At 64.3% G+C, this 8,242-nt stretch carries 7 protein-coding genes; 1 reads left to right on the top strand and 6 read right to left on the bottom strand.

The genetic code is table 11. The features are described 5' to 3' along the window. Positions 1 to 74: 74 nt before the first annotated feature. The 6 genes from AC1DY5_RS32490 to AC1DY5_RS32465 form a co-directional block, all read right to left on the bottom strand. Complete coding sequence (locus AC1DY5_RS32490; RefSeq protein ID WP_478118183.1) at positions 75 to 299, bottom strand: hypothetical protein; 225 nt, start codon at positions 297 to 299, stop codon at positions 75 to 77. Between the two features lie 309 nt (positions 300 to 608). Next, positions 609 to 1,526, bottom strand: coding sequence for a LysR family transcriptional regulator (locus AC1DY5_RS32485; protein WP_478118181.1), 918 nt, complete (start codon positions 1,524 to 1,526; stop codon positions 609 to 611). Positions 1,527 to 1,558: 32 nt separating this feature from the next. Then, positions 1,559 to 2,365: an oxidoreductase gene (locus AC1DY5_RS32480; protein WP_478118179.1), complete on the bottom strand. Its 807-nt coding sequence runs from the start codon at positions 2,363 to 2,365 to the stop codon at positions 1,559 to 1,561. A gap of 39 nt (positions 2,366 to 2,404) precedes the next feature. Then, positions 2,405 to 5,482 (bottom strand): efflux RND transporter permease subunit, encoded by a 3,078-nt coding sequence (locus AC1DY5_RS32475; protein WP_478118177.1) that lies wholly within the window; start codon positions 5,480 to 5,482, stop codon positions 2,405 to 2,407. After that, on the bottom strand, positions 5,479 to 6,594 hold the full coding sequence (locus AC1DY5_RS32470) for an efflux RND transporter periplasmic adaptor subunit (RefSeq protein ID WP_478118175.1): 1,116 nt from the start codon (positions 6,592 to 6,594) through the stop codon (positions 5,479 to 5,481). Before AC1DY5_RS32470 ends, AC1DY5_RS32475 begins: the two co-directional genes overlap by 4 nt. An 82-nt stretch (positions 6,595 to 6,676) precedes the next feature. Beyond that, positions 6,677 to 7,294, bottom strand: a complete 618-nt coding sequence (locus AC1DY5_RS32465; protein WP_478118185.1) for a TetR/AcrR family transcriptional regulator — start codon at positions 7,292 to 7,294, stop codon at positions 6,677 to 6,679. 96 nt (positions 7,295 to 7,390) lie between these two features. Between AC1DY5_RS32465 and AC1DY5_RS32460 the strand changes: the two genes are divergently transcribed. Then, positions 7,391 to 8,242 (top strand): TolC family protein (locus AC1DY5_RS32460; protein WP_478118173.1); only part of this gene is annotated, 852 nt, incomplete at its 3' end.

Raw genomic sequence — 8,242 nt, 5'->3', positions numbered from 1 at the left:
CCACGGTAGTCCCGGAGACGGGCCGCTTCAACGGCTCAAGCCATTCTGTCTAGATCGCGTGGAAGCGAAGACCATCAACCAAGTCCGGCGCATGCTGTACAGGTGGGCGGGCCCCAATCGCACCAGCGCATGAAATCTGTCATCCGGTCGAGGCCAAGACCCTTTTGATCGGCAACTCGAGGACCTACATCGACCGCCGGCACAAAAAGCTTCTCCACTATCGTTGTATGTTTGAGCGGACTGCCCAATGCGATGCCGCCGGTGATCGCGAATGCATCGATTCTCGCGGCGATCGCCATCCTCAGCGAGTCCCGCCTGTCCTTCCTCGGCCTCAGCGATCCGAACAGCGTGCTGGGACGGAATCATCGGCGAGCGCCGGCAGGCAATCCGCAGCGGCTCGTACCTGACGCTCATTCCGGGTGCCGCCGTGTGGGTTGTCCGCACAGAACCCCGTGCTGACGCTCGCCAGTAACTCATCGAAGCCATCCACTCGCATTGCGCACTGGAAGTCCGAATGGTTGGCGCGCGCAAGCTGACAGCTGGGCGGCAGCTCGTGAGGTGGCCACTTCCGAAGGCCAAGACCAGGCCACCCTAGCCTGGGTCACGACTCAACCCCGAGGCAGAGCCTCCCGCCGCGAGCCCTCAGGTTGCATGCGCTGCTGTAGAAAATCGAGAAACGCGCGCTGAACCGCCGTGCTGTGTCGGCGCTGCAAGTAGACGGCCGACAGCCACATGTCGTTACGAGCGAAATTCGACAACACGGGCACCAGTCGCCCGCTTTCGACGTACGGCTTGAGCATCTCCGTGGGCAGGTAGACCACGCCCGATCCCAGCAAAGCGGCTTGGATGAGCGGGCCGGCTTCCGTGGCGCTCAGCCTGCCGAGGACAGGCACTTCTATCGGCTCCCCGTCGGCTTCGAAGCGCCACTTCGGCTGCGATTCCACTCCCCCGGTGATCAAGGCATTGTGATGCGCGAGTTCGCTCGGGTGCGCGGGAATGCCGTGCTTGCGCCAGTACATCGGGGCGGCACAGACACTCAGCGCCATCGGTACCAATTTGCGCACAATCAGGTTTTCATTGGCTGTGGGCCCGAAGCGAAGGGCAATGTCGATCCCATCTTCTGCGAGATCGACGATCCGGTTCGTGAGGATGAGGCTGATGCTGACCTGCGGATAGTGGTCCAGAAAAACGTTGATCAGCATGGGGAGTTGCGTGAGGTCGATGCCGTGCGGCGCAGAGATGCGCAACCGGCCGCTGGGGGTCGACGCCCGGTCTTGCAGTTCCGCCTGCGTGACATCTACCAGTTCCAGGATCGGCCGACTTCGCTCGAGCAGCAGGAGACCAGCATCTGTCAGACTGACAGACCGGGAGGTTCGGTTCAGCAGCCGGACTCCGAATCGGCCTTCGAGGGTCGCGATGTATTTGCTAACGGTCCCCGGCGACAGCGAGAAATGCTTTGCCGTGCGGGAAAAGCTCCCGGAAGAGGCAATCTCGCTGAATGTTCGCAGGAGGTCCAGGCTATCCACGGTTTTCTCTCGGTTAGTTGGGCAGCGCTCGCTCAGGCGAGGCCGATCTTTTTCCGCAGGCTCGCATCCACCGGACCCGAGGGCATGAAGCGGCGCAACTTCGTCAGAAGCGACGCTTGCCCGGGGGGCGTGCAACGCATGCGCCACGGGCCGAGCGCCGCCTCGACGATGGTGCTCGCCACGCTGTGCGGTTCGGGCGCACTGCTGACGCTGTCGGACACGGAAAGCGTCACCCGATCGCGTTCTCGGTCGTAGCCCACGATCCGTGCCTTGGCACGGTGCGCGTTTTCGTCGAGATTGGTCCGTGTGAAAGCCGGCTGCACCAGCGTCGCGCGAACGCCGAACTGGCGGACCTCATGGTCCAGCGATTCGGTCAGCCCTTCGACCGCATGCTTCGTGGCCGCATAGACCCCCATGTAGGGGGCCGGGAGCACACCGAGTACCGAACTGACGTTGACGATTCGGCCGCGGCGTTGCGAACGCATGAGGGGAAGAACGGCGCGCGAGGTGCGAAGCATGCCGAGCACGTTGGTGTCGAACAGCGCCGAGGCTTCGGCCGTCGTGGTCTCCTCGACCGCGCCGGTCATCATCATCCCCGCGTTGTTGACCAGCACGTCGATGCGCGTGGTCCTGTCGATGACGAATTCGATGCCGAGTTGAACCGAGCGTTCGTCACGTACGTCCATCTCGATGAACTCGACACCCGGCAGTGCGGGCGCCTTGTGCAGATCGCGCAAGGTGCCGAACACGTGGCAGCCTCGCGCGACGAACATCTCCGCGGTGACACGGCCGATGCCCGAGGACGCGCCGGTCACGACGACAACTGATGAACCTGACATGGGATACCTTCGATCTGAATGAATGTTGAAGAAGCGCCGTCAGCGCGCTGCGGGTTCGAGGTTGCCCGGCCGAATCCTGAACCAGATGGCATACATGGCCGGGAGGAACACCAGCGTCAGGATCGTCCCGGCGAAGGTTCCGCCGATCAACGTGTATGCCAACGCACCCCAGAACACCGAGTGGGTCAGCGGGATGAACGCCAGGATCGCCGCGAGCGCGGTARGGATCACCGGGCGCGCGCGCTGCACGGTCGCCTCGACGACCGCATGGAACGGGTCGAGGCCTTGTCGCTGGTTGTGGTGGATCTGCCCGAGCAGGATCAGCGTGTTGCGCATCAGGATGCCCGACAACGCAATGAGCCCGACGAGCGCATTGATGCCGAAAGGTTGCTGGAACAGCAGCAAGGTCGGCACGACGCCGATCAGCCCCAGCGGGCTCGTGAGGAACACCATGACCATCGCGGAGATCGAGCGCACCTGGAAGATGAGGATCAGCAGCGTGGCAGCCAGCATGATGGGAAACAGCGGCAGCATCGCCGTGGTCGCCTTGTCCGATTCCTCGATCGAGCCGGCCTGCACGATGCGGTAGCCGGCGGGGAGCCGCTCCATCAGGGGCTGCAGCTTTGCGGTGATCGCGGTCGACACGTCGGGGGGCTGCAGCCCGTCGGCGATGTCGCCCTGCACGGTGATCGTGGGCACGCGGTCGCGTCGCCGCATGATCGGCTCTTCCATGCGCACCTCGACCTCGCCGACCTGGGACAACGGAATGCGCTGACCCGCGGCACCGGCGAGCGTGAAGTCGGCCACCTTCGCAGGATCGAGCCGGGTGCCGCCGGCCGAACGGGCCGCCACCTGAACCGTGCGGATGTCTTCGCGCACGGTGGTCACCGGCACGCCGTTCAAGAGGAACTGCAGTTGCTGCGCCACGGCGCTGGAAGTCAGCCCGACGGCCTGCAGGCGGTCCTGCTTCAGGTTGAAGTGCAGCGTGGGTGTGCGCGTGCCCCAGTCGGTGTTGACAGTGCGCATCATCGGGCTGGCATCCATCACCTGGTGCACTTCCTCCGCGATCTTGCGCAATTCGTTCGCATCGGGCCCGCGGACTCGGTAGGCGACCGGAAACGGCGAGTACGGACCAAACACGAGCTGGGTAACGCGCACCCGCGCCTCGGGTGCCAGGCCGTCGGCAACGGCATCACGCAACCGGTACTTCAGGGCCTCGCGTTCCTCCTGGCTGGCCGTCCGCACCACGATCTTGGCGAACGACGGATCGGGCAGTTCGGGTCCCATCGCAAAATAGAAGCGGGGCGCGCCCTGCCCTATGTAGGACGTGACGATGTGCGCCTCTGGCTGCGTGGAAAGCCAGGCCTCGATCTTGGCCGCGGCGTCGCTGGTCTGCCTGATCGACGTGCCGTAGGGCATCTGCACTTCGACCATCACCTCGGGCCGGTCGGAGATCGGGAAGAACTGCTTCTTGACCACGCCCATGCCGAGAATCGATGCGACGAAGAGCCCGACGACTGCCCCCGCAACCAGCCACTTGCGCGCGATGACGCGCGCAAGCACGCGCCGCAGGCGGTTGTAGCGTGGCGTGTCATAGATCGCTGCGTGACCGCCCTCGACCTTCTTGAATTTCGGCAGCAGCTTGACGCCCAGGTACGGCGTGAACACCACGGCGACCACCCAGGATGCGATCAGCGCGATGCCGACGATCCAGAACATGTTGCTGGTGTACTCCCCTGCGGTCGAAGGGGCGAAGCCGTTGGGCATGAAGCCCACGGCAGTCACCAGCGTGCCCGAGAGCATGGGCGCTGCCGTGTGGCTCCAGGCATAGGCCGACGCTGCCATGTGGCTGTAGCCCTCCTCGATCTTCACCACCATCATTTCGATGGCAATGATGGCGTCGTCCACGAGCAGGCCGAGTGCCAGGATCAACGAGCCGAGCGTGATGCGGTCGAAGTTCTTGCCGGTGGCCGCCATCACCACGAAGACCACCGCCAGCGTGAGCGGCACGGCAGCGGCCACGACGAGGCCGGCGCGCCAGCCCATGCTCAGGAAGCTCACCAGCATCACGACCAGCAAGGCTGCGAAGAACTTCACCATGAACTCGTCGACCGAGGCGGCGATGTTGACCGACTGGTCCGTGACCTTGGTCAGGCTCAGGCCCAGAGGCAGCTCGGCATTGATGGCACGGGCTTCCACGTCCAAGGCCTTGCCCAGGTCGAGCCCGTTCCAACCCTCCCGCATGACAACGCCGATCAGCAAGGCTGGTTCTCCCGTGTTGCGGATCATGAAGGTGGCCGGGTCTTCATAGCCCCGCTTGACCGCTGCGACATCCGACAGCTTCAAGGTTCGGCCTTGCGCGATCACTGGCGTGTCCCTGATCTTCTGCAAGGTGTCGAATGCGCCGTCCACACGAATGGATACCTGCGGACCCCTGGTTTCCACGGAGCCCGCCGGGCTCAGCGCATTTTGGGCATTGAGCGCAGCAAAGACGTCCTGCGGGCTGATGCCCAAGGTCGCCAGGCGGTCGTGTGCGAACTCGACGTATATCCGTTCGGACTGCTCCCCGGCGACGTTGACCTTCTTCACCCCGGGCACGTGTAGCAGTCGCTGGCGCAGCGCCTCGGCATCGCGCACCAGCACCCGTTGCGGCTCTCCCTTGGCCTTGAGCGCGAAGAGCGCAAAGGTGACGTCCGCGTACTCGTCGTTGATCATCGGCCCGATGACACCTGCCGGCAGTTGGCCCGCTTCGTCGCCGACCTTCTTGCGSGCCTGGTAGAACTCCTCCTGCACTTGCGCCGGTGGCGTGCTGTCGAGCAAGGTCAACGTCGTGAACGCCAGCCCCGGCCGGGTGTAGGTTTCGGCGCGGTCGTAGTAGCGCAGCTCCTGCAGGCGTTTTTCGAGCTTCTCGGCAACTTGGTCCTGCATTTCCTGTGCAGTCGCACCGGGCCATGCCGTGATGATGGTCATCACCTTGACGGTGAATGCCGGATCTTCGGCGCGCCCCAGCTTGAAGAATGCGACCAGGCCCGCCAGCGAGACCAGGCAGATCAGGAACAACGTGATGGAGCGCTCGCGCACAGCGAGCGCCGACAAATTGAACCGGCTTTCGCTCATGGACGGGCTCCGTTCACCGCAGGCGAGGCGGCCGCGTCCGCAACGCGCACCTGCTCGCCTTCGCGCAGAAGGTGCGCGCCGAGCGCGACCACCTGATCGCCCTGCTTGAGCTGGCCAGTAACCTGTGCACGGTCGTCGTCCAGATGCTCGACCGCCACCGGCTGCCAGTGGGCCTTCGCCGGATCGCCGCTGACGATCCATACGCCTGGCCCCTTGCCAGCGTCGAAGAGCGCTCCGATGGGTACTTGAACGCTGCCTTTGTTCGCGGCCTTTCCGTCCGCGATATGAACCGTCACGGTGGCGCCCAGTGGGGCGTTGGCCAACTCTCCTTCGAGCACATACCGCGCCTCGAAGGTGCGGGTCAGACGGTCGGCCGCGTCCGAAAGCTGCCGGAGCTTGGCCGTGACCGCGGCGCCTTCCCTGCCGAACAGCGTGGCCTGCCCCACGGAGCCGATGGCAGGACGCAACGTCTCGGGCAGTTGCACCACTGCCTCCCTGCGCCCAGCCTGCGCCACGCGCACCACCACTTGTCCGGCGTTGACGACCTGTCCCGGCTCGACCAGCGTCTCAAGGACCGTGCCATCCACATCCGCGACCAGTTCCGAGTAACGGTTGGCGTTCCGAGCGACTTCGGACTGTGCTTCGGCCGCACTGAGCTGGGCCTGGGCGGCGGCGGCTGCGGCCTTGATCTGATCGTAGGCCGAAGCCGAAATGGCCCCGGTGCCCCGCAAGTCGCGGTAACGGAGTTCTTCGTCGCGCGCCTGCGTGGCTCGCGCCCGGGCGGCGGCCACGGCCTCCTGCTGCGCACGCGACGCCAGCTTCAGATCGACCGGGTCGAGGCGCATGAGCAGCTGCCCGCGCTGGACCGTCTGGCCGACGTCCACGAGGCGCTCCAGCACTTTGCCCGAGACGCGAAAACCGACGTCGCTCTGCACCCGCGGAGCGACGGTGCCGGTGAAGGAGCGTGTCGAAGAACCCGCCGGCTGAACCGTTGCGGCCCGCACCAGTGGCGCGAGGGTGCGTGAGTCGGGCGGTGCCTTTTCGCTGCAGGCTACCAGCGCGAGCGGGAGAGTGCAGAAGACTGCAAAGGTAACAAGGTGGCGCGGCAGCATGAAAGTCCCATTGGCGAATCGATAGGACTCGAATTCTGCTGCTGGTGACCAAACAAGTCAATGGTCACAGCCGTTTGTTGGGTCAGGGCGATAGACTTCGCAGCACCAGTCCGGACAAAAGCACCGGCGCCTCGTCGGCGTGATCGAAGCTATGACGCAGCAGCAAAGGATTGAGGTAGGGATGCATGACTAGGTAGATTGCCGCCGCGRCTTCGTCGATAGGCGTCTTGCGCTCGAACTCCCCGGAGTCCCGACCTTGCTGCAACACCTCCAGGATCAGTTGCCGGATGAATTCTTCATGCGCGATCGCCGACCGCCACCGCTCGCTCACTGCCGAGATGGCGATCTCATAGAGCTTTCGATCCTGGGAGAACAAGCGAAGACTCGCCTCGACGATCGTCTTGAACATACGACGCAGTTTCTCCGGCGGCCGATCGGTGCCGCTCACGGCAGCCACGACTTCGGCTTCGATCTCTCGCAGGCAACTGCTGCAAATCATCTCTCCGATGGCCTGCTTGGATTCGAAGAACTTGTAGATGTAGGCCTTGGAGAAGCCGATGGCTTTGGCAAGGTCCGAGACGGTGGTCTTTTCGTAGCCGTACCGGCTGAAGTGCTCGGTAGCGGCAACAACGATCTGATCTCTCACGTCATGGTCGACCGGACCACGTGGCGGGACTCGAGAAGTGACGGCTGTAGGCATGAAACAGAGCTTACCTGCAGCGGTGTCTTTGGACAACATGTGACCATATGATATATTGGTCACGATATCGATGAATTGTCGACACGGGAATGCACCATGCTCACACGTACTTTACTTACGCTGGTCGCTGCAGCCTGCATGGCTGCAGGCTGCGCCGTCGGGCCCGACTACGTCCGGCCCGAGACCTCCCTGCCGGACAGATTCCTCGGCCAAGCGGCTGTCGACAAGCGGGCCGCCGAAGCCAGCGCCGAGTTGGCAGCGTGGTGGAATGGCTTCGCAGATCCGCAGCTCGCCCGCTACGTTGAACTCGCGCTCGCGCAGAACCTCGACCTCGCGCAGACATCGGCCCGTGTGCTCCAGGCTCGGGCGGGCCTCGGCGCAGCCAACGCAGCTTTGCTGCCATCGGGCAATCTGAGCGGACAGGTAGCAAGGGCTTATCAATCGGTGGAGACGCAGTTGGGTCAGCTCCTAAATGCGCAACCCGATTTCGATCGCTACGGGATCGCCAACGAAGCGAATCTCGGCGCGACTTGGGAACTGGACATCTTCGGCGCCCTGCGTCGTGGAAGCGAAGCCGCGCGGGCCGACTACCAGGCCTCGGAAGCCGGCGCAGCCGCCACGCGCTTGAGCGTGGCCGCGCAGACCGCGGACATCTACATCACGCTGCGCGGCTTGCAGGCCCGGCTCGACGTGGCGCGCCGGCAGGTACGCACTCAGGAAGAATTGCTTTCCAAGGTCGAATTGCTCTACGGCAAGGGGCTGGCCGCCGAACTTCAACTCAAGCAGGCCGAAGGCGCACTCTCACAGGCTCGCGCGTCCGTGCCGGTGCTCGAGGCAGGCCTCGATGCGGCCATGAATGCCCTGGACGTGATACTCGGCGCAGCGCCCGGCACGCATCGCGCCGAGCTGGCACAAGGCGGCGCCATCCCAAGTGCACCGCGGATAAAC

It is taken from the genome of Variovorax sp. P4_D9, from assembly GCF_056401695.1.
Note: the sequence above shows the minus strand (reverse complement) of the source record. Positions and strands in the feature narration are given on the sequence as shown.